Source organism: Ferrovibrio sp., from assembly GCF_965278975.1.
Lineage (GTDB): Bacteria > Pseudomonadota > Alphaproteobacteria > Ferrovibrionales > Ferrovibrionaceae > Ferrovibrio.
Genome location: NZ_OZ257126.1, coordinates 907,390 through 933,012 on the forward strand (window position 1 = coordinate 907,390; position 25,623 = coordinate 933,012).

Consider the following 25,623-nt stretch of genomic DNA (forward strand, 5'->3'; position numbering starts at 1 on the left):
TCTCAGCTCCCGCGATAGGTCGAATAGCTCCAGGGCGTCGCCAGCAGCGGCACATGATAATGGCCGTTCGGCTCGGCGATGCCGAAACGGATCGGTACAGTATCGAGGAAGGCCGGTGCCACTGCTGCCACGCCAATCGTGCGGAAATAGCTGCCGATATGGAACACCAGTTCGTAGACACCGGTGCGGAAGGCATCGCCGGCCAGTACCGGCTCGTCGGTGCGGCCATCGCTGTTGGTGGTGGTGGTTTTCACCAGGGCACGCGCCTCGCCTTCCAGGCGGAACAGTTCCACCACCACGCCGGCGGCCGGCTTGCCGTTCATGGTATCCAGCACATGGGTACTCAGGCGGGCCATCGCGCTCTCCTCCGGCTTACGGTTGCAGCAATGCTTCCAGGCGCATGCGGGCGATCTTGCTCACTTCCATCAGCGCCACGGCCAGTTCGACATCGCTGTCATTCGCCAGCCGGCGCTCGAAATTGGCCAGTATCTGCGCCTTGCTGCGCAGCTTCACGGCGATGATGAAGGGAAAGCCGTGCTTCTCGCGATAGGCCTGGTTCAGCTCGGTGATGCGGGCCTTTTCCCACGGACTCAAGGAGGTCAACCCGACACTGTCCTGCTCATTGGTGGAATGGCTGGTCAGCGTGCCGGCATCGGCTTCCTTGCCGGCCAGTTCCGGGTGGGCATTGAGCAACGTGATCTGCGCATCGCGGCCACGCCGCCACACCGCGCCCAGCATGGCGGAATGGAGACTTTCGAGATCGCCGAACGGACGGTAGGCGGCAATGCTTTCCGCCGCCCAGGGCGAATGTTCGATGATGCCGCCGAGCCGGGCGGTGAACTCCGCCGCCGGCAACCCATTCAACTCGGCCATCAACGCAACAACGCCAGCCATGCCATCCTCCGGAATTGCGCCGTTATGGTAGCACCAGCACGGCGCGGAAATCATTCACATTGGTGAGTGTCGGCCCGGTCATCAGCAGGCCATCTGCTGCCTGGAAGAAGCCATAGCCATCATTATTCGCCAGCGCCGCCTTGGCCGAGACACCGGCGGCAGCCGCACGCGCGATGCTGTCCGGATGCAGCAGCGCGCCGGCATTATCCTCGCTGCCATCGATGCCATCGGTATCGGCGGCGAGCGCATGCACACCTGCCAGCCCATCCAGCGCCACGGCCAGGCCGAGCAGGAATTCCGCATTGCGCCCGCCGCGCCCGTTGCCGCGCACAGTCACCGTGGTTTCGCCGCCTGAAAGCAGCACGCAGGGCGGATTGAGCGGCTGGCCATGGCGGCGCACCTGGCGCGAGATACCGGCCATCACGATCGCCACTTCGCGCGCCTCGCCTTCCAGTGCATCGCCCAGGATCAGCGGCGTGACGCCGAAATCCCGTGCCCGCTGGGCGGCGGCTTCCAGCGCCATCTGCGGCGCCGCCACCATGATATTGCGCACGTCCGCCAGGCGCGGATCGCCCGGCTTGGCGGTCTCGCCCTTTTCGGCGGCCAGATGCGCCACCACCGCCGGCGGCGGCTTGATGCCGTATTTCGCCAGCACGGCGCGGGCATCGGCAAAGCTGGTGGGATCGGGCACCGTGGGACCCGAAGCAATCACCGCCGGATCATCGCCCGGCACATCGGAAATCAGCAAAGCCACCACCGGCGCCGGCGCGGCAGCCAGAGCCAGCCGCCCGCCCTTGATGCCGGAAAGATGCTTCCGCACGCAATTCATCTCGGCGATATTGGCGCCCGACCGCAGCAGAGCCTGGTTCACCGCCTGCTTGTCGGCCAGCGTCAAACCCTCAGCCGGCAAGGCCAGCAGGGCGGAACCGCCACCGGAAACCAGGCACAGCACCAGATCATCCGGGGTCAGGCCCTGCACCAGTTCCAGCATGTGGGCAGCGCCGCGCATGCCCGGTTCGTCGGGCACCGGGTGCGAGGCTTCCACCACCTCGATACGCTGGCAGGGCACGGCATGGCCGTAGCGCGTCACCACCAGGCCAGAAAGCGGCGCATCCTGGGGCCAGGCCTGCTCCACGGCACGGGCCATGGTGGCCGCCGCCTTGCCGCCGCCCACCACCACGGTGCGTCCTTTCGGTGGTTTGGGCAGGAACGGGGCCAGGCAGCGCGCAGGATCGGCAGCGGCCAGGGCCGCATCGAACAGGGCGCGCAGGAAAGCGTCGGCATCAAGTGTTGTCGAGGTCATGGTTTTTGCTAACCCAAGCCCGATGGCTTTGCCAGGGCCGGGCGGGCGGCTATAGTCGGAAAAACCCGACTTCGAGGCTGAAAATGTCCGCTGCCGCCCCCCGTTTCGCGCCCAAGATGATGGCCCGCCTGGATGAGCTGGGCCGCGTCAGCGACAATCCGGAAAATCTCACCCGCACCACCTTCACCCCCGCCCACAAGCAGGGCAATGCCCTGGCGCTGGGCTGGATGCAGGAAGCCGGCATGCAGACCTCGGCTGATGCCGCCGGCAACATCACCGGCATCTATGCCGGCAGCGATCCCAGCCTGCCACGCCTGATGCTCGGCTCGCACCTCGATACCGTGCGCAATGCCGGCAAGTATGACGGCATGCTGGGCGTGATCGCCGCCATTGCCTGCGTCGAGGAACTGCACAAGCAGGGCCGCCGCCTGCCCTTCGGCATCGAGGTGGTGGGCTTCTCCAACGAGGAAGGCACCCGCTTCGGCGCCACCATGACCGGCAGCCGCGCCATCATCGGCGCTTTCGACGATGCCGTGTTCGAGGCCAAGGACCGCGATGGCGTCAGCTTCCGCGACGCACTGGTGGGCTTCGGCCTGGATCCCGCCGAGATACCGGCCGCCGCACGCAAGCCCGGCGAGATCGCCGCCTTCATGGAACTGCATATCGAGCAGGGACCCGTGCTGGAGCGCAACGGCCTGGCGCTTGGCGTCGTCACCGCGATTTCCGGCGCGCGGCGCTACCGGGTCGAGATCAAGGGCCTGGCCGGCCATGCCGGCACGGTGCCGATGGGCGGGCGCCAGGACGCCCTGCTCGCCGCCGCCGAGATCGCGCTGTTCATCGAACAACGCTGCACCGGCACGCCCACCCTGGTCGGCACCGTCGGCCAGATGGAGGCCTTCCCCGGCGCGGTGAACGTGATCCCCGGCATGGCACGCTTCTCCATCGATATCCGCGCCGCGCAGGACCCGGTGCGCGATACCGCCGCCGATGATGTGCTGGCCGAGATCAAGGCCATCGCGGCGCGGCGCAAGGTGGAAGCCATCATCACGCCGCTGCACCACAGCGCCGCCACGCCCTGCGATCCCCGCCTGATGGATGCGGTGGAGCGCGCCATCCTGGCGCAAAAGGTGCCGACCATGCGGCTGCCATCCGGCGCCGGCCATGACGCCATGACCATCGCCGCGATCTGCCCGGTCGGCATGATCTTCATGCGCTGCACCCGTGGCATCAGCCACAACCCGCTGGAAGCCGTGCTGCCCGAGGACGTGGAGCTGGCGACGGCGGCGCTGTATCACTTCGTTGAAAACTTTACTTTGGAGTCCCTGCAATGAGTCTCGACGCCGCCACCGCCTCGGCGCTGTACAGCTTCCTTACCGCCAACCAGGAGGCCATGCGCGCCATGCTGGCCGAACTGGTGAAGGTGCCGTCCGACAACCCGCCAGGCGATTGCGCGCCCCATGCGATGCGCGCCGCCGAACTGCTGGAAGGACTGGGCCTTACCGTCGAGCGCCATCCGGTGCCCGCCGACCTGGTGCAGCAGAACGGCATGATCAGCTGCACGAATCTGATCGTGCGGCAGAAATTCAGCGACGGCGGCCCCGTGGTGGCTCTGAATGCCCATGGCGACGTGGTGGCGCCGGGCGAAGGCTGGAGCGTCGATCCCTATGCCGCCGTGGTCAAGGACGGCGTGATGTATGGCCGTGGCGTCGCGGTGTCGAAATCCGACTTCGTCACCTATGCCTTCGCGCTGCTGGCCCTGAAGGCATCTGGCGCGAAACTCAAGGGCGCAATCGAACTGCACCTGACCTATGACGAGGAAGCCGGCGGTGCCATCGGCCCGCAATGGATCCTGGAACAGGGCTTGAGCAAGCCCGACTATGCCTTCTCCGCCGGCTTCTCCTATGCCGTGACCACGGCGCATAACGGCTGCCTGCATCTGGAAGTGACCGTGAGCGGCCTTTCCGCCCATGCCGCGCGGCCCGATACCGGGCATGACGCGCTGGAGGCCGCCAACCGGGTGCTGACCGCGCTCTATGCCTATCGCAACGGTCTCGGCGCGCTGAAATCCAAGGTCGCCGGCATCGTTTCGCCGAGCATGGTGGTGGGCCTGATCAAGGGCGGCATCAACACCAACGTGGTGCCCGACAAGGTGAGCTTCCGGCTCGACCGCCGCATGATCCCGGAGGAGAATCCGGCCGAGGTGGAAGCCGCCTTGCGCGAAGTGATCGCCACCGCCGCCAGCGGCCTCAAGGGCATCACGGTGGAAACCCGCCGCATCATGCTGGCCAAGCCATTCGGCGCCGTGCCGGGCGTGGAAAAGCTGATCGAGATCCTGTGCCGCCAGGCGACGCAAATCATGGGCAAGCCGGTCGAGACCGAAGGCATCCCTCTCTACACCGACGCGCGGCATTATTCCGCCGCCGGCATCAAGACCGTGCTCTACGGCGCCGGGCCGCGCAATCTGCTGGAAGCCAACGGCCACCGCGCCGACGAGAAGCTGGTGCTGACCGACCTGTACAAGGCGACCGAGGTGGTGGCGCGCACGCTGGCCGAACTGATGGGTTGACGTGATGGCCCAAAAGAAGGCAGCGAAGCGCATCGACATCGTCAAGAAAGCCTTAGGCAGCAAGCCCTATCCGCGCGACCTCAAGGGCTATGGCGCGCATCCGCCCGATCCGCGCTGGCCGGGCCAGGCCAATGTGGCGGTGTCCTTCGTGCTGAATTTCGAGGAAGGCGGCGAGCGCAACCTGCTGCATGGCGACAAGGAATCCGAGACATTCCTGCATGAAGTGCCCGGCGGCATGCCGCGCCAGGGTATGCGCGATGAGCAGGTCGAGTCGGTTTATGATTACGGCACGCGCGCCGGTTTCTGGCGCCTGATGCGGCTGTTCCAGCAACGCCGCCTCTCCTTCACCTCCTATGCCGTGGGCATGGCGGTGGCGCGCTACCCGGAAGCCGTGAAAGCCATGCACGAGCAGGGCCATGAAATCGCTTCCCATGGCTGGCGCTGGTATGACTATAGCCGCGTGCCGATTGCCACCGAACGCGCCCATATGCAGCTTGCCATCGAGGCGATCCGGCAGGCCACCGGCGAGCGGCCGGTCGGCTGGTATACCGGGCGGCTTTCCGGCAACACGCGCCGCCTGGTGATCGAGGACGGCAGCTTCCTCTATGACTCGGATGCCTATGACGATGACCTGCCCTATTGGACAAAGGGCAAGAGCGCCAAAAAGCCGCATCTGGTGATCCCCTACACGTTTGACAACAACGACATGAAATTCTCGGTGCTGAACGGCATGGGTACCGGCACGGATTTCTACGATTACCTCAAGGATGCCTTCGACTGCCTGTATGAAGAAGGCCGGCTCGGCGCACCAAAGATGATGTCGATCGGCCTGCATTGCCGGCTGGCTGGCCGGCCCGGCCGCGCCCAGGCGCTGGCGCGGTTCCTGGATTACATCCAGGGCAAGGACAAGGTGTGGATCTGCCGCCGCCGCGACATCGCCGAGCATTGGCACAAGCATCACAAACCGAAGGACTGATCCTAAGTGTCGCAACAGCCGCCGCTGGATTTCTATTTCGACTTCATCTCGCCGTTTGGTTACTTCGCCTCGCTGCGCATCGACGAACTGGCGGTGAAGCATGGCCGCAGCACCACCTGGCACCCGATGCTGCTGGGCGTCAGCGTGCTCAAGGTGATGGGGCTGAAGCCACTGCTCGATACGCCGCTGAAAGGCCCCTATATCGAGCGCAGCGTGGAGCGCTATCGCAGCCTGCATGGCATCACCATGAAGCGCCAGCCGCGCGATGAATTCATGAACCCGCTGCCGCCGGCGCGGGCTTACTACTGGCTGTTCGACCAGGACGCCGCTTTGGCCAAGCGCGCCGCGCGCGCGATCTACCGCGCCTATTGGCGCGATGGCCGCGACATGGGCCAGCCTGACCAGCTCTGCGCCGTGCTGGCGCCGCTCGGCATCGATAGCGATGCCTTGCGCGAGGCGCTGGCCGATCCGCGCGTCGCCCAGCGCCTGCGCGACGAAGTGGAGGCCTCGATGCAGCGCGGCGTATTCGGCTCGCCCTTCGTCATCGCCGATGGCGAACCCTTCTGGGGCAATGACAGCCTCGACCTGCTCGACCTCTGGCTGACCAAGGGCGGCTGGTAGGGGCTTTTCCGCCACATCCGTTTTTCGTTGTCACTCTCGCGTAAGCGAGAGCCCCGTTGATTGATCTGAATGGGATGCCGGTCGAAGCCTGTACTCGGGTTGGCCTTCGGCCAAGCCCGGGTGCCGGCATGACAATACCGACCAAAATGGGGTGTTGGGGTCATCGTCATGCCCGTTGTGCTGCGCTGAAACCGCAAGTGAAGGCTGGGGGTTCATAATTTCCTCCAGACGCTTCCCAGCTCTTCCGTTTGCTTCCGCGCGCTTCCCGGACACTCCGGCGTTTTTGTCACAGGCGCTGCTGCCGCACCCTCATACGGGCCATAGATCAGCAACTCATCCTTGAACGGATCATATGCCTTGGGCATGGCAGGCTCCTGCGGTCAGGGAGCCGGAAGTGTAGATCATAATAAGAACATTGCAAGATCATAAATTATACATGTTTTGGCCATATTCACGCCTGTCGCAACTGCCGCCCGTATTCCAGATAGGCGGCGATTTCCTCCGCCGTGTAGCCGAGCAGGCGGCCGATCTGGCGCTCCTGTTCGTCGCTGCGCGGCAGGGCCTGCAACGAGCGCAGGGCATCTACCCGCCAGCCCTCGCCGGCCAGGGCGAAGCAGATCGTGACCATGGGGGTGCCGGTGGCCTTGTGGTTGCTGGTGAATTCGCGCCGCAGAAAACGCCCGGTGGCAACATGCGGGGCAAAGCTGGCATCCGGCAGGCTGTCGCGCGCCACCGCCGGTGCAGCGAACACGGCGAATTTCTTCGTGCCGCGCAGCATCAGTTCCAGCTCGCGGCCATCATGCGGATTGATCCCCGGCGGCATCGCCATGCTGCTTATTGCTGCCCGCTCAGCACCCGCCGCACCGCTGCCTGCCAACCGGCATAGAGATGCTGGCGCTGCTGCTCGCCCATGCGCGGCTCGAAGCGGCGCTCGCATTGCCAGGCATAGGAAATCGCATCGAGGCCCGGATAGACACCAACCGCGAGGCCGGCGAGATAGGCCGCACCCAGCGCCGTGGTCTCGATGACGCGCGGGCGCTCGACGGCGACGCCGAGCATGTCGGCCAGGAACTGGCAGAGCCAGTCATTCGCCACCATGCCGCCATCAACACGCAACGCGGTGGTTGACGTGGCGCCATCGGCAATCATCGCCCCGGTGAGGTCGCGGGTCTGGTAGGCGACGGCTTCCAGCATGGCGCGCGCGATATGGGCCGCGGACGAGTCCAGCGTCAGGCCGAGAATGGCGCCGCGCGCGCTTGAATCCCAATAGGGCGCGCCAAGGCCGACAAAGGCCGGCACGGCATAGACGCCATGACCATCCGGCACTTGGGCCGCCAATGCAGCGGTTTCGGCGGCATCCTTGACGATCTTCAGCTTGTCGCGCAGCCATTTCACCCCGGCACCGGCCACGAAGATCGAGCCTTCGAGCGCATAGGTCGGTTTGCCATTGAGGCGATAGGCAACGGTGGTGAGCAGGCGGTTATTCGAGATCACCGGCTTATCGCCGATATTCACCAGCGCGAAACAGCCGGTGCCATAGGTGGATTTCATCATGCCGGGGGCGAAACAGGCCTGGCCGAAAGTGGCCGCCTGCTGATCGCCTGCTATGCCGGTGATCGGAATAGCCACACCGAGCAGATCGGTGGTGGTGGCGCCGAACAGGCCGGAGCAATCCCGCACCTCCGGCAGCAAGGCGCGCGGCACCCGGAACAGCGCGCAGAGTTCATCATCCCATTGCTGCCGCACGATATCGAACAGCATGGTGCGGGCGGCGTTGGTGGCGTCCGTCGCGTGGCTTCTTCCACCCGTGAGGCGCCAGAGCAGGAAGCAATCAATGGTGCCGAAGCAGAGTTCGCCGCGCTCGGCCCGCGCCCGCGCACCCGGCACATGATCGAGCAGCCAGGCGATCTTGGTGGCCGAGAAGTAGCTGTCGATCAGCAGGCCGGTCCTGGCCTGCACCATGGCCGTGGCGCCGCCATCGCGCAGCGACTTGCAGATATCCGCGGTGCGGCGATCCTGCCACACGATGGCGCGATGAATCGGCTGCCCCGTCGCGCGGTCCCAGATCACGGTGGTTTCACGCTGATTGGTGATACCCAGCGCGGCGATATCCTGGGCGCGGAGGCCGGCCCGTGCCAGCGCCTCGCGCAGCACGATCTGGGTGTCGCGCCAGATATCCTCGGCATCATGCTCTACCCAGCCATCGGCGGGGTAATGCTGCGGGAATTCGCGCTGTGCTGTGCCGCGCACGCCGCCTTGGGCATCGAACACGATGGCGCGGGTCGATGTCGTGCCCTGATCCAGCGCGATGACGTATTGCTGCTGGCTCATGCCGCCTTGCAGCCTTCCGGCTTCACCTTGCGGATGGTGCTGGCCGGGAACTTGGCCAGTTTCTCGGCCGGGCGGATCGGGCGGCGCAGCAATTCACCGCCGCAATTCGGGCAGCGGCCCGAAAGCGTGCCGGTGGTGCAATCGGCGCAGAAGGTGCATTCGAAGGAGCAGATGCGGGCATCCGCCGAGTCCGGGGCCAAGTCACGGCCGCAACATTCGCAATTCGGGCGCAGTTCGAGCATGGCATCCTCCCTCTCGTTTGGCCGGATGCTAGCAAATCCCATCTCTATCGTCATCCTCGCGAAGGCGAGGATCCCATTGCGCGATGGCGGGGTGTAATGGGACCCCGGGTCAAGCCCGGGGTGACAGGTCTCGGGTAACGGGTCAGGCGGTGGCTGGCCCGGGTGGCCCCAGCGGATCAGGCCCATATTCGTTCGGGCCAGCCTCCCCAGGTATCAGCATCAACACAAATATAAGAAAGAAGCCTAGCGGCAACAAAAGCAGCAACCCAAAAATCACCCGGCCGGACCAACCAATATCCTTCAGGCGCTGATTTGTCCCTATAACTAAAAACCACAGCCACAGCAGCAGGATCAGAAGTGCGATGATACTGCCGACATCCGTTTTGGTGAACGTGGCGACGGCAATGACAAGCATCAGAAGCGGGAATAATGCCAGCAGCAGCAACAGCGCATAGGATTTTCGATTGCGCCGGCCGGAAAAGGTGAACAGATCAGAGAAAACCGGTTTGGACATTGCTTTCCCAGGGATCGGCTGCCGCTTATCGGCTTATCCTAGTGAATAAGCCCGCCGCTTTTCAGGATGAACTGGGCGATTTCCGGCACGCCTTTCAGCTCTTTCAGGTTCGAGAACACGAAAGGCCGGGTGCCGCGCATCTTCTTCGCATCCCGGTCCATCACCTCCAGCGAGGCGCCGACCAGCGGGGCAAGGTCGGTCTTGTTGATCACCAGCAGGTCTGAGCGCGTGATGCCGGGGCCGCCCTTGCGCGGGATCTTGTCACCCGCCGAGACATCGATGACATAGATGGTGATATCGGCCAGTTCCGGGCTGAACGTGGCGGCCAGGTTGTCGCCGCCGCTTTCAACGAAGATCACATCGAGGCCGGGGAAACGCTGCTGCATGTCGGCCACGGCGGCGAGATTGATCGAGGCATCCTCGCGGATCGCGGTGTGCGGGCAGCCGCCGGTTTCAACGCCGGCAATGCGTTCCGGCTCCAGCGCGCCGGCACGGGTGAGGAATTCGGCATCTTCCTTGGTGTAGATGTCGTTGGTCACCACGGCGATGTTCCAGTCCTGGCGCAGATGGCGGCAGAGCCGCTCGACCAGGGCGGTCTTGCCGGAGCCGACGGGGCCGCCGATGCCGACGCGGAGAGGGTTCTTATTATCAGTCATGAGCGGAACAGCCTTGTGTATTGCGTTTCGTGACTCATCGACGCCCAGTCTACCATGGGCGCGGCACTGGCCAATCGCTCCAGCGGCTGCACCAGCGCGGCAACGGAAACTTCAGCCACCACCGGCGCCAAGGCAGCCAGCGCCTTCTGGCCATCGGTCTGGCCCAGCGGGATGATGCGCACGGCGGCGGAAACCAGATTGGCGGCGAAGCCATGCAGATAGCCATGCAGCAAAGCCGCCACCGGCACGCCCTGCACCGCGCCGGCCAGGCCAAGCGCAACCGGCAGGGCAATGGCGCGCTGGCCGCGCCGCACGGCGAAGGCCTCCAGCGCCGGATGCGGCCAGGCGGCGCGGGTGATGGTGAGAAACGAGCCGCCCTGCTGCGCGCTTTCCAGGGCGGTTTCCGCCGTGCCGCGCCAGGCGGCGGCAAGATCGGCGAGTTCATCCAGCCTGTCGGCATCATCGGCTCGCGCATGGGCCTCGCGCAGCAGCACGGCATCGATCCAGGCCGCACCATGGCGCAGCACATGGGCAAGCCAGGGCGTCAGCGTGGCGCGATCCCGCACCAGGTCGGCCTCGATGGCATATTCCAGGCCATGGCTGTAGCTGAAAGCGCCAATCGGATAACTGGGGCTGAGCCAGGCCAGCAGGCGATACAGCGCCGCGCCGTCGAGCGGTGACCCTTCCGCATCAATCATGCCAGAGTCTCAATCATGCGCGTGCCAGGTGCCATCGCCATGCTGGTGGTATTTCGAGCCATGGCCGAAGGGATGTTTCGGATCATGGTTATGCTGGCCATAGGCGCCGCCTTCCGGCTCGAACGGCGCTTCCACGGCGCGCACGGCGGCGCCCAGGCCCTTCAGCATATCGACGATGACATGATCGTCGCGGATCAGGATGCGGTCGGCCTGTATTTCGGCGGGCAGATGGCGGTTGCCGAGATGCCAGGCCAGCCGGGCGATGGAGACATGTGGCCCGGCGGTGATCTCGATCAGCGGCTCGCGCGCCGCGATCACCTCGACATAACCGCCACCCGAAAGTTTCAGGCCCTCGCCGTGATGCAGCACGCGGGCTTCCGGCAGATCGAGCAGGAAATCCAGGCCATTGTCGCCGGCCAGACGGATGCGGCGGCGGAAGCGGTCATGATGCGGCAGCGTCACGCTGTCGCGGCGCTCACTCAGCGGCCAGGCACCGGCAGCGGCGATTTCGGTGGCTCGATCCATTGGGCTGTTACTCCTCCCGCGTCATACCGGCGAAAGCCGGTATCCCATTTCAAATGGGACCCTCGCCTGCGCGAGGGTGACGGCAAAAAAATCAAAACAGGAAATAACGCTGCGCCATGGCCAGTTCCTTGGCCGGCTCGCAGGTGAGCAGCTGGCCATCGGCGCGCACTTCGTAGGTCTCGGTATCGACCTCGATATGGGGCTGGTAATTGTTCAGCACCATATCCTGCTTCTTCACGCTGCGGGTGTCCTTGACGCCGAGCAGCGGGCGCGACAGGCCGAAATCCTTGGCAATGCCGGCATCCAGGCTGGCCTGGGAAACGAACAGCACGCTGGAATTGATCAGGTTGCGGCCGAAGCTGGCGAACATCGGGCGGTAATGCACCGGCTGCGGCGTCGGGATCGAGGCATTGGGATCGCCCATCGGCGCCGCCGCGATGGAGCCGGATTTCAGCACCATGTCGGGCTTCACGCCGAAGAAGGCCGGCGACCAGATCACCAGATCGGCGAGCTTGCCGACGGCGATGGAGCCGACATGGGCCGCGATGCCCTGGGCCAGCGCGACATTGATGGTGTATTTCGCGATATAGCGCTTGGCGCGGAAATTGTCGTTGTCGCCAGTTTCTTCCGGCAGCCGGCCACGCTGGCGCTTCATCTTGTCGGCGCATTGCCAGGTGCGGATCACCACTTCACCGACGCGGCCCATCGCCTGGCTGTCGGACGACATCATCGAGAAGGCGCCAAGATCATGCAGGATGTCTTCCGCCGCGATGGTCTCGCGCCGGATGCGGCTATCGGCGAAAGCGACGTCTTCCGGGATGCGGGAATCGAGATGATGGCAGACCATCAGCATGTCGAGATGCTCATCCACGGTATTCACCGTGTAGGGCATGGTCGGGTTGGTCGAACTCGGCAGCACATTCGGCATGCCGGCGACGCGGATGATATCCGGGGCATGGCCGCCGCCGGCGCCTTCGGTGTGGAAGGCATGGATGGTGCGGCCCTTGAAGGCGGCGATGGTATCCTCGACGAAGCCGGATTCATTCAGCGTGTCGCTGTGGATCGCCACCTGCAGGTCATACTTCTCGGCGACGTTCAGGCAATTGTCGATGGCGGCGGGCGTGGTGCCCCAGTCTTCATGCAGCTTCATGCCGCAGGCACCGGCGAGAATCTGTTCTTCCAGCGCACGGGGCAGCGAAGCATTGCCCTTGCCGAAGAAACCGAGATTCATCGGGAAGGCTTCGGCTGCCTGCAGCATGCGCATCAGATGCCACGGGCCGGGCGTGCAGGTGGTGGCCGAGGTGCCCGCCGCCGGGCCGGTACCGCCGCCCATCATGGTGGTAACGCCGGAGAACAGCGCCTCCTCGATCTGCTGCGGGCAGATGAAATGGATATGCGCGTCGATGCCGCCGGCGGTGATGATCTTGCCCTCGCCGGCAATGGCTTCTGTGCCGGGGCCGATGATGATGTCCACACCCGGCTGGATATCCGGGTTGCCGGCTTTGCCGATGCCGACGATGCGGCCATTCTTCAAGCCGATATCGGCCTTCACGATGCCCCAGTGATCCAGGATCAGCGCGTTGGTGATCACGGTATCGACGGCACCCTCGGCCTGGGCGCGCTGGCTCTGGCCCATGCCGTCGCGGATCACCTTGCCGCCGCCGAATTTCACTTCCTCGCCATACAGCGGCACATTGGCCGAATAGCCGTCCGTGCGCTTCTGATCGCCGGCGACCGGCGGCTGGGCGGTGAAATCCTTTTCCACCTCGATGAACAATTCGGTATCGGCAAGGCGCACCTTGTCGCCCACCGTGGGGCCATACATGCCGGCATAGGCGGCGCGGGAGATGCGGTTTGCCATGGTCTCTCTCCCCGGATTACTTCAGGCTGCCCTGCACATCGCCACGGAAACCGTAGACGACGCGGGCGCCGGCAAAGGCCACCAGTTGCACGGAACGGGTCTGGCCCGGCTCGAAGCGCACCGCCGTGCCGGCGGGAATATCGAGGCGGCAGCCATAGGCTTTCTCGCGGTCGAATTTCAGCGCCAGATTGGTCTCGAAGAAATGGTAGTGGCTGCCGACCTGGATCGGGCGGTCGCCGCTATTGGCGACATCGATGGTGACCGTGGGGCGGCCGACATTCAGCTCGATCTCGCCGGCCTGGGGGATCACTTCGCCTGGGATCATGCTGCATCTCCATGCGCTGCCGTCACCCTCGCGCAGGCGAGGGTCCCATTACCTGTCCACGACGAAATGGGACCCCGGGTCAGGCCCGGGGTGACAAAGGAAGGGGAAAGCGCCACCGCCATTGCCATCAGCGGATCGGCTGGTGCACGGTGACCAGCTTGGTGCCATCCGGGAAGGTGGCCTCCACCTGGATATCGTGGATCATCTCCGGGATGCCGGGCATCACCTGCTCGCGGGTCAGCACCTTGGCGCCATCGCGCATCAGTTCGGCGACGCTGCGGCCATCGCGGGCGCCTTCAACCACATAATCAGTGATCAGGGCCACGGTTTCCGGGTGGTTGAGCTTGATGCCGCGCTCCAGCCGGCGCCGCGCCACGATGGCGGCCATTGCCACCAGCAGCTTGTCCTTTTCGCGGGGCGTGAGGTTCATGCCGCCCGGCCTCCCTGCCGAATAAGCTAATGTCTAGACGGTAAGATAGCCGCGAACGTCGTCGCCATCCATAGCCTCGGGGCCGCCCGAAACCATCACCTCGCCGCGTTGCAGCAGCAGGAAGCGGTCGGCCAGCGCCCGGGCGAAGTCGAAATACTGCTCCACCAGCACGATGGCCATGGTGCCGCGCGAAGCCAATTCCTGGATCACCCGGCCGATATCCTTGATGATCGAGGGCTGGATGCCTTCGGTGGGTTCGTCCAGCAGCAGCAGCCGCGGCCGCGTGACCAAGGCCCGCCCGATCGCGAGCTGCTGCTGCTGGCCCCCCGAAAGATCGCCCCCCCGGCGATTTCGCATATCGTGAAGGATGGGAAACAGGGCGTAGATCTCGTCATCGATCTTGCGCTGGCCGCGCGGCAGCGGCGCCATCCCGGTTTCCAGATTCTCCTGCACCGTCAGGCGCGGGAAGATTTCGCGGCCCTGCGGCACCATGGCGATGCCGCGCCGCGCCCGCTCATGCGGCTTCAGCTTGGTGATATCCTCGCCTTCCCACAGGATGGAGCCGGATTTCACCGGCTGGCGTCCGACCAGGGCGCGCATCAGCGAGGTCTTGCCGACGCCATTGCGGCCCAGCACGCAGGTGATCTTACCCGGCTCTGCCGTGATCGACACATCGCGCAAGGCGTGGGAGGCGCCGTAATAGAGGTTCAGTCCTTCGGCCTGCAACATCGTTCTCAGCGCCCCAAATAGACTTCAATGACCCGCTGGTCGTTCTGCACCATATCCAGGCTGCCCTCGGCCAGCACGCTGCCCTCATGCAGCACGGTGACGCGGGCGCCGAGATCGCGCACGAATTCCATGTCATGCTCAACCACGATCAGGGTGCGCTGACCAACCAGTTGCAGGATCAGTTCGGCGGTCTGCTTGGTCTCTGAGTCAGTCATGCCGGCCACCGGCTCGTCCAGCAGGATCAACTGCGTGTCCTGCACCAGCAGCATACCGATTTCGAGCCATTGCTTCTGGCCGTGGCTCAAGTCGCCGCCGAGATCGGTAACGCGGCCCATCAAACCGACGGTATTGAGCGCCCAGGCGATGCGGTCGACGGCTTCTGAATCAAGCCGCGACACCATGCTGCGCAGCGCGCCGCGCGGCGCCTTCAGCGCCAGCTCGAAATTCTCGAACACGGTGAGATGCTCGAACACGGTCGGCTTCTGGAATTTGCGGCCGATGCCGAGATTGGCAATCGCGGTTTCGTCCAGCTTGGTCAGGTCGACGCGGCCGGCAAACAGCACCTCGCCGGCATCGGGCTTGGTCTTGCCGGTGATGATATCCATCATCGTGGTCTTGCCGGCGCCGTTCGGGCCGATCACCGTGCGCAATTCGCCCGGTGCCACGATCAGCGACAGATTGTTGATCGCCTTGAAGCCATCGAAGGCGACCGAAACGCCATCGAGATAAAGCTGGCTGTCGGAAACGCGCGGACGTTCGGTAACGCCTTCGCCCAGGCCGGCCTTCGGCTCGACATCCACTTTCGGCAGCGGCGGCGGTGTGTGCAGGGGTGCGGACATGGTCATCATTCTCCGCCTCCTGCTTTGCTACTAGCGGCTTGATAGGCCGCACGCTGCGCCCGCCAGGCCTTGAACTGGCCGGCGAGGCCGACCACGCCCTTGGGGAACAGCAAGGTCGAGACGATGAACAGGGCGCCGAGCACGAACAGCCAGAGATCCGGCGCCGCGCCGGTGAGCCAGGTTTTCACCAGATTGATCAGCACGCCGCCGAGCGCCGCGCCATAAAGCGTGCCGCGCCCGCCGACCGCCACCCAGATGGCGATTTCGATCGAGTTGGCCGGCGAGAATTCACCCGGATTGATGATGCCGACCTGCGGCACATAGAGCGCACCGGCAATGCCGGCCAGCACCGCCGACATGACGAAAGCGACCAGCTTGGCATTGGTGACGGAATAGCCGAAGAAACGCACCCGGCTTTCGGCATCGCGCACCGCCAGCAGCACGCGGCCGAGCTTGGAGCCGGTGACATAGCGGCAGGCCAGGAAGCAGATGCCGAGCAGCACCACGGACGCGATATAGAGCGCGATGCGGGTGCTGGGTGCCTGGATCGGGAAGCCGAGAATATCCTTGAAATCGGTGAGGCCGTTATTGCCGCCGAAGCCCATGTCGTTGCGGAAGAAGGCGAGCAGCAGGGCGAAGGTCATCGCCTGGGTGACGATGGAGATATAGACGCCGGTGACACGGCTGCGGAAGGCGAACCAGCCCAGCACCAGCGCCAGCAGGCCCGGCACCACCACCACCATCAGCATGGCGAAGGGAAAACTGTCGAAACCCTGCCAGTACCAGGGCAGTTCCTTCCAGTTCAGGAACACCATGAAATCCGGCAGTTCGGCATTGCCATAGACACCACGGGTGCCGATCTGGCGCATCAGGTACATGCCCATGCAATAGCCGCCGAGCGCGAAGAAGGCGCCATGGCCAAGCGACAGGATGCCGGCATAGCCCCAGACCAGATCGAGGCTTAAAGCCAGGATGGCATAGCAGGCATATTTGCCGAGCAGCGGCACCAGGTAATCGGGCAGATGCAGCGCCGAATTGCCCGCCGGCAGCATGTTGAGCAGCGGCACCACGACGATGAGAATGAAGCCGAGGCCGAGGAACATCGCCCAGCCCCTGGTATCGAGCAGCGGCCGCGGCTTGGCGAGTTGCAGCAATTCGTCTTTAGGCATCAGACCAAACCCTTACGCATCTGCCGAGCGCCCCTTGGCCGCGAACAGGCCGCGCGGCCGCTTCTGGATGAACAGGATGATCGCCACCAGCACCACCACCTTGCCCAGCACCGCGCCGGCCACCGGCTCCAGCAGCTTGTTGACGATACCGAGCGTCATGGCGCCGACCAGCGTGCCCATCAGGTTGCCGACGCCGCCGAACACCACGACGAGGAAGCTGTCGACGATGTAGATGGTGCCGAGATTGGGCGACACATTGCCGATCTGGCTCAAGGCCACGCCGGCCATGCCGGCGATGCCGGAGCCGAGCGCGAAGGTGAGCGCATCAACCTTCGCGGTGGGAATCCCCATCACGCTGGCCATGCCGCGATTCTGCGTGACTGCGCGCATATGCAGGCCGAAGCTGGTGCGGCGCAGGATCAGCGCGATCAGGCCCAGCACCAGGAAGCAGAAAATGATGATGATGACGCGGTTCCAGGTGACATCGAAGCCGCCGATCACCTCGTAGGAACCCGTCATCCAGCTCGGATTCGACACTTCCTTGTTCGGCGCGCCGAAGATCGAGCGGACCAGCTGCTGCAGGATCAGGCTGATGCCCCAGGTGGCAAGCATGGTTTCCAGCGGCCGGCCATAGAGAAAGCGGATCACGCCGCGCTCGATGGCGATGCCGAACAGGCCCGCGACCACGAAGGCGACCGGCAGCGCGGCCACCAGATAGCCACCGAACCAGGCCGGCGGCAGATAGGCGCGGAAGATTTCCTGCACCACATAGGTGGCATAGGCGCCGATCATGATCATTTCGCCATGGGCCATGTTGATCACGCCCATGACGCCGAAGGTGATGGCGAGGCCGACGGCGGCCAGCAGCAGCACGGAGCCGAGGCTGATACCCTGGAAGATATTGGCGAACCAGCCGATCACGGTGAGCTTGCGCTGCACCGAGGTGAAGGCGCTTTGCAGCGCCGCCTTCACATCAACGTCGGTTTCGGCGGCAAGGCGCCCCTGCAGCAGCGAGCGCACGCGCAGATCGGTGGCACCCGACAGCGTCGCCACGGCGGCGAGCTTGCGCTGCTTGTCGGCGGCCGGATCAGCAATATCAGCGGCAGCCAGAGACAGCGCCATGACTTCCCTGGCCTTGGCGTTGGTCTCCTTCGGCATCACCTCGCGCAGCAGGGCAACAGCATCGGGCGTGGCATTCTCAAGCAGCGCGGCGGCGGCAAGGCGGCGCTGGGCCGGATCGGGATTGAGCAGGCCGAGGCGGCCCACGGCTTCACGCAGCGCGCCGCGCAGATTGTTGTTCACCACCACCGGATCAAGCTCGGCATTGGTGGCCATGCCGGCGGATTCCAGCGTGGTGGCAAGCGTCAGGCTCTGCTGGTTGCCGGCGCGGTCGGCGATCACCACGGCGCCATCGCTCTTGCGCGTGAACAGGCGGCCATCGGTCATGGCGCGCAGCACCGGCACGGCACGGGCATCGCCCAATTGGGTCAGCACCTCGATGGCCTTGCCCTTGGCGGCAAAGTCCTCTGCATTGAGCGCGATCACCGCGCTGGCGAAATCCTTCGGCGTTTCCGCTTCGGCGCCGCCAACGCCGGCAGCGGCGAGATCGGCCTTGGCATCATCGGAAAGCTGGATCAGTTCGAGATCGGCGGGCGCCGCCATGTCTTCCATGTCGCCGGTGGCGGCATTGGTGACCACGATCATGTTGCCATCGGGTTCGCCGATGATCACGGCGCCATCGGCTATGCGGCGGTAGAGCTTGCTGGCGGCGAGCGCGGCAAGCGCGGCTTTCGCCTGCGGGCTGTCCGACGCCATCAATTGTTCAAGCGCCGGCTTGGGATCGGATTCGGTGAGACCGGCGAGCAGATCGGGCAGGGCCTGGGCCTGAACTTGAGACGGCACCGCCCCGGCGAAAATCGACAGCACCAGGGCCAGGATCAGGAGGCAGCGACGCAGAGCCACGATTCGCACTCACCTTGCTGGGTTTTGTTTTTTGATGACGAGACAGGTACGCACTGAAACAGGCCCGGCGGAGCACGGGCCGGCAGCTTGCGCCGCCGGCCCGATCCGTCAGGAGAGACTTAGAACTTCGGCTTTTCGCAGTTGCCGCAGACCCACGGATAGGTCCAGTCGGCAGTCAGCTTGGCGCTTTCCGGGATGAACTTCGACCAGGCATCGGCCTTCACCGGGCCACGGGTCTTCCACACGATGTTGAACTGGCCATCGGGGCGGATTTCGCCGATATAGACCGGCTTCGACAGGTGGTGGTTGGTGTTCATGGTCGAGACGAAGCCGCCCGGTGCCTGCACCTTCTGGCCATACATCGCCTGGCGCACCGCGTTCACGTCCGTGGTGCCAGCCTGCAGTACGGCCTGCGACCACATCTTGAAGCCGATATAGGTGGCTTCCATCGGATCGTTGGTGACGCGCTTGTCGCTCTTGATGTAGCTCTTCCACTGCTTGATGAACGCGTCGTTCACCGGCGCCTTCACGGACTGGAAGTAGTTCCAGGCGGCGAGATGGCCGACCAGGTTCTTGGTGTCGATGCCGGCGAGTTCTTCTTCACCGACCGAGAAGGCGACGACCGGGATGTCGGAAGCCTTGATGCCGGCGTTGGCCAGTTCCTTGTAGAACGGCACGTTGGCATCGCCGTTGATGGTGGAGACCACGGCGGTCTTCTTGCCGGCCGAGGCGAACTTCTTGATGTCCGCCACGATCGTCTGCCAGTCGGAATGGCCGAACGGCGTGTAGTTGATCATGATGTCGTCGGCGGCAACGCCCTTCGACTTCAGGAAGGATTCAAGGATCTTGTTGGTGGTGCGCGGATAGACGTAGTCGGTGCCGGCCAGCACCCAGCGCTTCACTTCGCCGCCTTCCTTGCCCATCAGGTATTCCACCGCCGGGATCGCCTGCTGGTTCGGCGCGGCGCCGGTGTAGAACACGTTGCGGGAGGATTCTTCACCTTCGTACTGCACCGGATAGAACAGCAGGCCGTTCAGTTCCTCGAACACCGGCAGCACGGACTTGCGCGACACCGAGGTCCAGCAGCCGAACACCACCGAGACCTTTTCCTTGGCCAGCAGTTCGCGCGCCTTTTCGGCGAAGAGCGGCCAGTTGGAGGCGGGATCGACAACCACGGCTTCCAGCTTCTTGCCGAGCAGACCGCCCTTCTTGTTCACGTCGTCAACCATCATCAGGACCGTGTCCTTCAGGGTGGTCTCCGAAATCGCCATGGTGCCGCTCAGCGAATGCAGCACGCCGACCTTGATCGTCTCCTGGGCTTGCGCCGTGGCGGCGAAGCTGATGCTGGCCGCCAGGCCCAGCGCTGCCGCCGTGTTGAGGATGCGTCCCATAAATCCCTCTCCGTGTTGGTTTGCCGGCCCCCCCGGGACCGGCGACGGAGGACTCAAAGGCAAGAGCCGTGCCAAATGCCCAGAGTGGCGTCGGCAGGGTCCGCAATCATGCCTAGAGTCTTGATTCCGCAGTGCAACACGGATTCTGGCAACAGGTAGAAACAGGCCAGCGCCAGTCAACGAGGCCGGGCTTTCTGCGCACCGGACGAACAGGTGTTTCTTTAATAAGCATAAAACCTAGTCATGCACAAATTTTGAACAGACAAATACGGCTGTATGGAATTCGGGCAAAAGCTGACTGAAGTTGAGTCAGTTCTCGGCAGTCATCCAAGCTGGTTGGGGTAGGCAGTGTCAGCGCAGCCACAACCGGGGCATGGCATCGGCCCAGCCGGCCTCGGCCCGGCAGCGGCGCCACAGGGCGGCAAAGGCGCGGCGCAGGGCCAGCGGGTCCGGCGACAGCAGCCGGGCGAGGATGAAACCATCCAGCCTGGTGGCCCCGCCGCGCACGTCGGGATGAGCTTCCAGTGCTGCGCGCAAGGCGCCGAGCATTGGCGCGGCACCGCTATCACTGGCGAAGCCCGGCCGCACGAAAAGCAGGCTGGCCTGGGCCAGCGCGCCATCGAAACCGGCCGGCGCCGCCAGCAAGGCCGGAATGTCGGCATCCAAGGCCTGGCGCTCGGTCCAGATCAGCCGGCCGGCGCGGCGCAGCTCCCAGCGGTCAAACAATTCGCCCCGGCTGAAACGCTCGCCATGGGCCAGGCGGCCATAGACCAGCATGTCGCCGATCAGGGCTTCCGCCGCCGGATCGAGGTCGATCAGGGTGTGGCGCTCCAGCCGGGCGCCGTCGAACAAGATGGTTTCCTGCGGCAGCCATTCCAGCCAGGCCCCGGCACCGGCGCGCAGATCCTGGGTCAGCAGGGTCGGGCGATCAGAGGCCGTCGAGCGGTAGAGCTTCTCGGCCGCCTGGGCCATGGCGGTGACCCGGGCACCCGGCTCCAGCGCCAGTTCCAGGGCCAGGCGGTCGCCGCCGGTGAGGCCGCCCGAAGTGGTGACCATGACCAGCGAACCGGGTTCGCCGGGCTCGGGATCGGGCAGCAGCGCGCGGCCGGGATCGGACTGATAGAGATCGAGCAGCCGGGCGCCGCCCCGGCCCATCCCATCCCGGCCGGGCAAAGCCGGGCCAAAACGGGCAGTAACGCCGCCATTCCCGCGTTCCAGAACCGGCTTGGCTTCGAGACCGGGAGACTTAAGGCCCTGTTCAGACATCATGGGGCAGAATTACAGGGCCAGACTCTGCCCCGCAACCATCCCCCTCCTGCTACAAATACTAGGAACAGGGGCAATTGCCCGCTATACCTCGCCCGGAATGACCCAAAGCGCCACCCTGCCCACTTCGGCCCAGCCGCTGACTGCCCAGGTCCCCGGCCTGCTGGCCAGCCTGCGCTTCGCGCTGTTCATGGCCGGGCTGGACATCGCCAGTTCGTTCCGGCGCACCGGGCTTGGCACGCTGTGGGTGACGCTCGGCCTCGCCCTGGCGATCGGCGCGCTCGGCCTGCTGTTCGGCACCGTGCTGCAGCAGCTGGTGCCGCATTACAATATCTATGTCCCCTATCTTGCCGCCGGCATGATCGCCTGGAGCCTGCTGGCCAGCATCCTGCATCAGGCAGCCGGGCAGACCTGGCTGTTCATGGCGCAGCTGCGCCACACCATGCTGCCGCTGCCCGCCACCATGCTGCGCCTGATCCTGCGGCAAGTGCTGATCCTGGCGCAGAACATCCTGCTGGCGGTGACGCTGCAGGCCATCCTGCTGCAAACCGTGACGCTGGCGCCGCTGAGCCTGCTGGCCGGCATCATCCTGCTCACCGCCAATGCCACCTGGATGGCGGTGCTGATCGGCATGCTCTGCGCCCGCTTCCGCGACATGCCGCAGCTTGTCGGCTGGGCCGTGCATCTCGGCTTCTTCCTGACGCCGGTGCTTTGGCCGGTCGAGTTCCTCGCCCGCTTCGGCTGGCTGGCGCAGATCAATCCGCTGTTCCACCTGGTGGAGCTGGTGCGCCAGCCCCTGCTCGGCCAGCCGGTGGCGTTGCTGACCTGGCTGCTCAGCCTGCTGGCGCTGCTGGTCGGCGGCAGCCTGACCTTCCTGCTGTATCAGCGCCTGCGCTGGCGCCTGCCCTATTGGACCTGACCATGTCGGCGGCGCTGCATCTCGAAAACGTATCGGTGGAGTTTCCGGTCTTCTATGCGCCGGAACGCTCGCTCAAGCGCAACCTGCTGGGCGGCAGCGGCCATGGCCTGCGCATCAACGCGCTGCAGGATATCAACCTGTCGCTCGGGCGCGGCTCGCGCACGGCTTTGCTGGGCGGCAACGCTTCGGGCAAGACCACTTTGCTGCGCGCCGCCGCCGGCCTGCTGCAACCCAGCAAGGGCAGCGTGGTACGTCAGGGCCGCGCCTTCGCGGTGCTGAATGTCGGCCTCGGCGTCGATCCCGATCTCTCGGCCTACAACACCGCCATCGGCCATGGCCTGCTGGCCGGCCATGATGTCAAGGAAAGTCGCCGCCGCGCCGAAATGGCGATGGAATTCGGCGAGCTTGACGACAAGGCCGCCGACACGCCGATCAAGCTGCTCGGCCCCGGCCAGCGGCTGCGGCTGGGTACCGGCATCGCCACCGCGCTTGAAGCCAATATCCTGCTGTTCGACGAAGTGCTGGAACATGCCGGGCCAGAATTCCTCGACCGCCTGATGGGCTATATCCGCCAGGGGCCGCCGAGCCAGGGCGCCGTGCTGATGGTGGAACGCGCCGCCGGCCTGCTGCTGCGCTTCTGCGACCGCGCCATCGTGCTGGAGAATGGCCAGGTGACCGACCAGGGCGAACTGGCCAGCGTGGTGCAGCGCCATGCCGGGCGCTACGTCATCTAAAGCAGCGGCAGCCAGAGCAGGCCCAGGCTCTAGAGCAAGTCTGGCTGCTCGGCGAGCATCAGTTCCTCGATATCGCGCACCGCCAGCACCGCCTGGCCCGCCGGCACCGGCCATTTGATGCCAAGCGCCGGATCGCGCCAGTTGATGCCGCGCTCAGCTTCCCGGTCATAGAACACATCGACGCGGCAGAGCAGTTCGGTCTGCGGTTCGAGCGTCAGGAAGCCATCGGCGAAACCCGCCGGAAGATAAAGCTGCTCACCGCCCATGCCGGAGATTTCCTGCGCCACATGCTGGCCGAAGCTGGGGCTGTCGCGGCGGATATCCAGCGCCACGACATAGGCCCGGCCGCGCAGCACGCGCACCAGCTTGGCCTGTGCCGCCGGACGCGCCTGGTAATGCAGGCCGCGCAGGGTGAAACGCTTCTCGGAATAGATCTGGGTGTCCTGGACAAACACCACATCCACACCGGCAGCGGCGAAGCGGCTGGTCTGGAAGACCTCGCCGACATAGCCGCGCTCATCCATGAAAAAGGCCGGGCGGAGCAGCTTGACCTCAGGCAGGGCAAGCGAGGCGACATCAAGCAGGACGGTCATATTCTATGCCCGATTGTTATGGTTAACGCCGGCGCATTCTGCTGCCGTCACCCGCTGTGGTCAATCCTTCGCGCCGGTGTATGCCCGCAGAACCTAAACGACCGTGGCGTGCCGCTCGACACAGGTGCGCAGCACCTCGTCGGCCGGCTTCTTCCACCAGTTGTTGGCCGACATGATCTCGACCTCGCAATAGCCGGCATAGCCTTGCGCCTCGACCTGCGCCCGGATGCCCGGAATATCGATCACGCCATCGCCCATCATGCCGCGATCCAGCAGCAGATCGGTGGTCGGCACCAGCCAGTCGCAGACATGGAAAGCCAGGATGCGCTTGCCGGCACGCTTGATCTGCTGGCTCAACTGCGGGTCCCACCAGACATGGTAGACATCGACGGCAACGCCGACGCCGTCACCCAGTTCATCGCAGAGATCGAGCGCATGGCCGAGCGTGTTGATGCAGGCACGGTCGGCGGCGAACATCGGATGCAGCGGCTCGATCGCCAGCGGCACCTTGGCGGCCAAAGCATATTCGCGTATCGCGGCGATGCCATCGCGCACCTGGGCCTGCGCACCGGCCATATCCTTCGAGCCTGCCGGCATGCCGCCCACCACCAGCACCAGGCATTGCGCATTGAGTGCCGCCGCCTCGTCGATGGCGCGCTTGTTCTCGGCGATATTGGCCTGGCGCCCGGCAGCATCCGCCGCCGGGAACATGCCGCCACGGCACAGGCCGGTCACCGTCAGGCCGGTATCACGGATATGCTTGGCCGCCTGCTGCACGCCATAGTCAGCCAGCTTGTCGCGCCAGGGCGAAATGCCGGTGATGCCATGGCGGGCACAGCCCTCGATACACTCCTTCAGCGACCATTGGTCGCGGACGGTAATGGTATTCAGCGACAGGGGGCCCGGCTTGCTGCTCATGCGGCAATGCCTTGCGCCGCCAAAACGGCCTTCATGCGCGCGGCGGCGCGCTCGGGATCGCTGAGCAGCCCGGCGGCATCGGCAAGGCGGAACAATTCCGCCAGATGCAGCGCCGAGCGCGTGCTCTGCTGTCCGCCGACCATGACGAAATGATCCTGATGGCCGTTGAGATAGGCCATGAAGACCACGCCGGTCTTGTAGAAGCGGGTCGGCGCCTTGAAGATATGACGCGACAGCGGCACGGTCGGCGCGAAGATTTCGTGGAAAGTCTTCTCGTCGCCGCGCGTCAGCGCGCCCAAAGCCGCTGAGGCGGCCGGCGCGATGGCATCGAAAATGCCGAGCAGCGCATCGGAATAGCCCTGGGCATCGCCGGCAATCAGTTCGGCATAATTGAAGTCGTCGCCGGTATACATGCGCACGCCTTGCGGCAGCTTGCGCCGCATGGTGATTTCCTTGTCCTTGTCGAGCAGGGAAATCTTGATGCCATCGACCTTGGCGGCATTGGCCTTGATCACATCGAGGCAGGTATCCATGGCCCGCATGTGATCGGCATTGCCCCAATAACCGGCGAGCGCCGGATCGAACATCTCGCCCAGCCAATGCAGCACCACCGGCTGCTTCACGCCGCCGAGAATCCGGCCATAGACCCTAGCATAATCATCCGGCGACCGGGCGGCAGCGGCCAGCGCGCGGCTGGCCATCAGGATGATGCGGCCACCGAGCTTCTCGATGGCTTCGATCTGCTCTTCATAGGCACGGATCACCGTATCGATGGTGACATCCGGACCCGGCGCCAGATGATCGGTGCCGGCACCGGAAGCGACCACGGCGCCCGGCACATCTTTCGCTGCATCGAGCGAGCGGCGCACCAGTTCCAGCGCATCCTTCCAGTCCAGCCCCATGCCGCGCTGCGCCGTGTCCATCGCTTCGGCAACACCGAAGCCGAGCGACCACAGATGCTTGCGGAAGGCGATGGTGCGCTCCCAGTCCACGGCGGGCGTGAGCCAGGGATCGTGATCGGCCAGCGGATCGGCCACCACATGGGCGGCGGCGAAGGCGATGCGGCTGAACGGCGGCTTCGCAGTTGGAAACGCTTTCGGCGTTTTCAGCGTATAAGGCGCCAGCGTGCCGGCACTGATCGGCAGGGTAAGCGTCGGCATC

28 protein-coding genes are annotated in these 25,623 nt (G+C 64.9%); 6 read left to right on the forward strand and 22 right to left on the reverse strand.

The annotated features are described in order from the left end of the window. Positions 1–2 precede the first annotated feature (2 nt). From uraH to ACQY7X_RS04375, 3 genes are read right to left on the reverse strand one after another with little or no spacing between them, the layout of a single operon-like run. Positions 3–356, reverse strand: coding sequence for a hydroxyisourate hydrolase (uraH, locus tag ACQY7X_RS04365; protein WP_428248632.1), 354 nt, complete (start codon positions 354–356; stop codon positions 3–5). A gap of 16 nt (positions 357–372) precedes the next feature. Further along, the gene (uraD, locus tag ACQY7X_RS04370) at positions 373–894 is read right to left on the reverse strand and encodes a 2-oxo-4-hydroxy-4-carboxy-5-ureidoimidazoline decarboxylase (RefSeq protein WP_428248633.1); all 522 of its coding nucleotides are present in this window, start codon (positions 892–894) and stop codon (positions 373–375) included. A 22-nt stretch (positions 895–916) separates the two neighbouring features. After that, positions 917–2,197 carry a glycerate kinase type-2 family protein gene (locus tag ACQY7X_RS04375; RefSeq protein WP_428248634.1) on the reverse strand — a complete coding sequence of 427 codons (1,281 nt, stop codon included), beginning with the start codon at positions 2,195–2,197 and terminating at the stop codon, positions 917–919. 83 nt (positions 2,198–2,280) lie between these two features. Here ACQY7X_RS04375 and ACQY7X_RS04380 point away from each other — a divergent pair, with 83 nt between their 5' ends. From ACQY7X_RS04380 to ACQY7X_RS04395, 4 genes are read left to right on the forward strand one after another with little or no spacing between them, the layout of a single operon-like run. Next, on the forward strand, positions 2,281–3,528 hold the full coding sequence (locus ACQY7X_RS04380) for an allantoate amidohydrolase (RefSeq protein ID WP_428248635.1): 1,248 nt from the start codon (positions 2,281–2,283) through the stop codon (positions 3,526–3,528). Further along, entirely contained in the window at positions 3,525–4,763 is a 1,239-nt protein-coding gene (locus ACQY7X_RS04385; RefSeq protein WP_428248636.1) for a M20/M25/M40 family metallo-hydrolase, read from the forward strand. The genes ACQY7X_RS04380 and ACQY7X_RS04385 overlap by 4 nt, the downstream gene beginning before the upstream one ends. Before the next feature lie 4 nt (positions 4,764–4,767). After that, positions 4,768–5,739, forward strand: a complete 972-nt coding sequence (gene puuE, locus ACQY7X_RS04390; RefSeq protein WP_428248637.1) for an allantoinase PuuE — start codon at positions 4,768–4,770, stop codon at positions 5,737–5,739. A gap of 6 nt (positions 5,740–5,745) precedes the next feature. After that, positions 5,746–6,360 (forward strand): 2-hydroxychromene-2-carboxylate isomerase, encoded by a 615-nt coding sequence (locus ACQY7X_RS04395; protein WP_428248638.1) that lies wholly within the window; start codon positions 5,746–5,748, stop codon positions 6,358–6,360. Positions 6,361–6,811: 451 nt separating this feature from the next. Here the strand turns inward: ACQY7X_RS04395 and ACQY7X_RS04400 are convergent, their stop codons facing one another. The 16 genes from ACQY7X_RS04400 to ACQY7X_RS04475 form a co-directional block, all read right to left on the reverse strand. Then, complete coding sequence (locus ACQY7X_RS04400; protein WP_428248639.1) at positions 6,812–7,189, reverse strand: hypothetical protein; 378 nt, start codon at positions 7,187–7,189, stop codon at positions 6,812–6,814. A 5-nt stretch (positions 7,190–7,194) separates the two neighbouring features. After that, positions 7,195–8,691, reverse strand: a complete 1,497-nt coding sequence (gene glpK, locus ACQY7X_RS04405; RefSeq protein WP_428248640.1) for a glycerol kinase GlpK — start codon at positions 8,689–8,691, stop codon at positions 7,195–7,197. Further along, positions 8,688–8,933, reverse strand: coding sequence for a DUF1272 domain-containing protein (locus tag ACQY7X_RS04410; protein WP_428248641.1), 246 nt, complete (start codon positions 8,931–8,933; stop codon positions 8,688–8,690). Before ACQY7X_RS04410 ends, glpK begins: the two co-directional genes overlap by 4 nt. A gap of 142 nt (positions 8,934–9,075) precedes the next feature. Next, entirely contained in the window at positions 9,076–9,447 is a 372-nt protein-coding gene (locus ACQY7X_RS04415; protein ID WP_428248642.1) for a DUF805 domain-containing protein, read from the reverse strand. A gap of 38 nt (positions 9,448–9,485) precedes the next feature. Then, positions 9,486–10,103, reverse strand: a complete 618-nt coding sequence (gene ureG / locus ACQY7X_RS04420) for an urease accessory protein UreG (protein ID WP_428248643.1) — start codon at positions 10,101–10,103, stop codon at positions 9,486–9,488. After that, the gene (locus ACQY7X_RS04425) at positions 10,100–10,801 is read right to left on the reverse strand and encodes an urease accessory protein UreF (protein ID WP_428248644.1); all 702 of its coding nucleotides are present in this window, start codon (positions 10,799–10,801) and stop codon (positions 10,100–10,102) included. The genes ureG and ACQY7X_RS04425 overlap by 4 nt, the downstream gene beginning before the upstream one ends. A 9-nt stretch (positions 10,802–10,810) precedes the next feature. Continuing rightward, the gene (locus tag ACQY7X_RS04430) at positions 10,811–11,326 is read right to left on the reverse strand and encodes an urease accessory protein UreE (RefSeq protein ID WP_428248645.1); all 516 of its coding nucleotides are present in this window, start codon (positions 11,324–11,326) and stop codon (positions 10,811–10,813) included. 91 nt (positions 11,327–11,417) lie between these two features. Next, positions 11,418–13,187 (reverse strand): urease subunit alpha, encoded by a 1,770-nt coding sequence (gene ureC / locus ACQY7X_RS04435; protein WP_428248646.1) that lies wholly within the window; start codon positions 13,185–13,187, stop codon positions 11,418–11,420. Between the two features lie 16 nt (positions 13,188–13,203). Beyond that, positions 13,204–13,512, reverse strand: a complete 309-nt coding sequence (locus tag ACQY7X_RS04440; RefSeq protein ID WP_428248647.1) for an urease subunit beta — start codon at positions 13,510–13,512, stop codon at positions 13,204–13,206. A gap of 127 nt (positions 13,513–13,639) precedes the next feature. Then, the gene (locus tag ACQY7X_RS04445) at positions 13,640–13,942 is read right to left on the reverse strand and encodes an urease subunit gamma (RefSeq protein ID WP_428248648.1); all 303 of its coding nucleotides are present in this window, start codon (positions 13,940–13,942) and stop codon (positions 13,640–13,642) included. A gap of 33 nt (positions 13,943–13,975) precedes the next feature. After that, positions 13,976–14,671, reverse strand: a complete 696-nt coding sequence (gene urtE / locus ACQY7X_RS04450; protein WP_428248649.1) for an urea ABC transporter ATP-binding subunit UrtE — start codon at positions 14,669–14,671, stop codon at positions 13,976–13,978. A 5-nt stretch (positions 14,672–14,676) separates the two neighbouring features. Next, positions 14,677–15,519: an urea ABC transporter ATP-binding protein UrtD gene (gene urtD / locus ACQY7X_RS04455; protein ID WP_428248650.1), complete on the reverse strand. Its 843-nt coding sequence runs from the start codon at positions 15,517–15,519 to the stop codon at positions 14,677–14,679. Further along, positions 15,516–16,679, reverse strand: coding sequence for an urea ABC transporter permease subunit UrtC (gene urtC, locus ACQY7X_RS04460; protein WP_428248651.1), 1,164 nt, complete (start codon positions 16,677–16,679; stop codon positions 15,516–15,518). The genes urtD and urtC overlap by 4 nt, the downstream gene beginning before the upstream one ends. Before the next feature lie 12 nt (positions 16,680–16,691). Beyond that, on the reverse strand, positions 16,692–18,641 hold the full coding sequence (gene urtB / locus ACQY7X_RS04465) for an urea ABC transporter permease subunit UrtB (RefSeq protein ID WP_428248652.1): 1,950 nt from the start codon (positions 18,639–18,641) through the stop codon (positions 16,692–16,694). Positions 18,642–18,760: 119 nt separating this feature from the next. Beyond that, positions 18,761–20,032 (reverse strand): urea ABC transporter substrate-binding protein, encoded by a 1,272-nt coding sequence (gene urtA / locus ACQY7X_RS04470; RefSeq protein ID WP_428248653.1) that lies wholly within the window; start codon positions 20,030–20,032, stop codon positions 18,761–18,763. Positions 20,033–20,383: 351 nt separating this feature from the next. Continuing rightward, the gene (locus ACQY7X_RS04475; RefSeq protein ID WP_428248654.1) at positions 20,384–21,301 is read right to left on the reverse strand and encodes an urease accessory protein UreD; all 918 of its coding nucleotides are present in this window, start codon (positions 21,299–21,301) and stop codon (positions 20,384–20,386) included. A 97-nt stretch (positions 21,302–21,398) separates the two neighbouring features. On the opposite strand from ACQY7X_RS04475, the gene ACQY7X_RS04480 reads away from it, so the two are divergent. Both ACQY7X_RS04480 and ACQY7X_RS04485 read left to right on the forward strand, forming a co-directional pair. Further along, on the forward strand, positions 21,399–22,217 hold the full coding sequence (locus ACQY7X_RS04480) for an ABC transporter permease (protein ID WP_428248655.1): 819 nt from the start codon (positions 21,399–21,401) through the stop codon (positions 22,215–22,217). A gap of 2 nt (positions 22,218–22,219) precedes the next feature. Next, positions 22,220–22,951, forward strand: a complete 732-nt coding sequence (locus tag ACQY7X_RS04485) for an ABC transporter ATP-binding protein (protein ID WP_428248656.1) — start codon at positions 22,220–22,222, stop codon at positions 22,949–22,951. A 29-nt stretch (positions 22,952–22,980) separates the two neighbouring features. Here the strand turns inward: ACQY7X_RS04485 and rfbC are convergent, their stop codons facing one another. The 3 genes from rfbC to ACQY7X_RS04500 all read right to left on the reverse strand — a co-directional run bounded on the left by rfbC (position 22,981) and on the right by ACQY7X_RS04500 (position 25,622). Beyond that, positions 22,981–23,544 carry a dTDP-4-dehydrorhamnose 3,5-epimerase gene (rfbC, locus tag ACQY7X_RS04490; protein WP_428248657.1) on the reverse strand — a complete coding sequence of 188 codons (564 nt, stop codon included), beginning with the start codon at positions 23,542–23,544 and terminating at the stop codon, positions 22,981–22,983. A gap of 93 nt (positions 23,545–23,637) precedes the next feature. Further along, complete coding sequence (locus ACQY7X_RS04495) at positions 23,638–24,462, reverse strand: sugar phosphate isomerase/epimerase family protein (RefSeq protein WP_428248658.1); 825 nt, start codon at positions 24,460–24,462, stop codon at positions 23,638–23,640. Then, positions 24,459–25,622 carry a dihydrodipicolinate synthase family protein gene (locus ACQY7X_RS04500; RefSeq protein ID WP_428248659.1) on the reverse strand — a complete coding sequence of 388 codons (1,164 nt, stop codon included), beginning with the start codon at positions 25,620–25,622 and terminating at the stop codon, positions 24,459–24,461. Before ACQY7X_RS04500 ends, ACQY7X_RS04495 begins: the two co-directional genes overlap by 4 nt. Position 25,623: the final 1 nt, after the last annotated feature.